The sequence below is a fragment of the Mesorhizobium sp. M0276 genome, assembly GCF_040321755.1.
Taxonomy (GTDB): domain Bacteria; phylum Pseudomonadota; class Alphaproteobacteria; order Rhizobiales; family Rhizobiaceae; genus Mesorhizobium.
In genome coordinates this window covers 1-735 of the sequence record NZ_JAMYSC010000163.1, presented here as the reverse complement: position 1 = coordinate 735, position 735 = coordinate 1, and the positions used below count along the sequence as shown (strand labels likewise).

Sequence of the window (735 nt, the reverse complement as noted above, 5' to 3'; positions counted from 1 at the left end):
GCAGGGCTGTCCGGGGAAAGTTTTGAGTGAATCGAAATGCCGCATGTGCATGCCCCGTAAAACGGGGTTTGTCCGTCTTCTCTCTGGTTGTCGAGACTCAGAAAAGGAACGGGGCATGCGCTTTGCACCTAGCATCTTCGGGCAGCTTCTTGAAGCCATGGATCGCCGTCAATTCCAAGCCATTGTGGATCGTCACGACGGCGATGCCTACGACAAATCGTTCAGGAGTTGGGATCATCTGGTGGTGTTGATCTATGCCCAGTTCTGCGGCAGCGACAGCCTGCGTGGCCTGGAAGCCGGTTGGAATGCCAACAGCCAGCATCATTACCACCTGGGCAGCGGTCCGCTGATGCGTTCGACCTTGTCGGATGCCAACAGACGGCGCCCGGTCGCCATTTTTGCCGAGGCCTTCAGCCTGGTGGCGGGCCTGCTCGACCGGCAGACGCGGCAAGAGGGTAAAGAAATGCTGCGGCTGATCGATTCGACCCCCATTCCGCTCGGCAAGCTGTGCGAGTGGGCCAAGTCGAACGGACGCATCCGCGGCATGAAGGTCCATGTCGTCTATGACCCGAAGGCCGACCATCCGCGCGTCCTCGACATCACCGACGCCAACGTCAACGACGCCCAGATCGGCCGCCGGATCACCATCGAGCCCGCGGCGACCTATGTGTTCGACAAGGGCTATTGCCACTATGGCTGGTGGACGGCGATCGCCGAGGCCGGGTCGGTCTTCGT

Annotated in this window: 1 protein-coding gene; it reads left to right on the top strand. The window is 60.5% G+C overall.

The genetic code is table 11. The annotated features are described in order from the left end of the window. Window positions 1-115: 115 nt before the first annotated feature. A partial coding sequence (locus NKJ01_RS36280; protein WP_352665162.1) for a DUF4372 domain-containing protein occupies window positions 116-735 on the top strand: 620 nt, incomplete at its 3' end.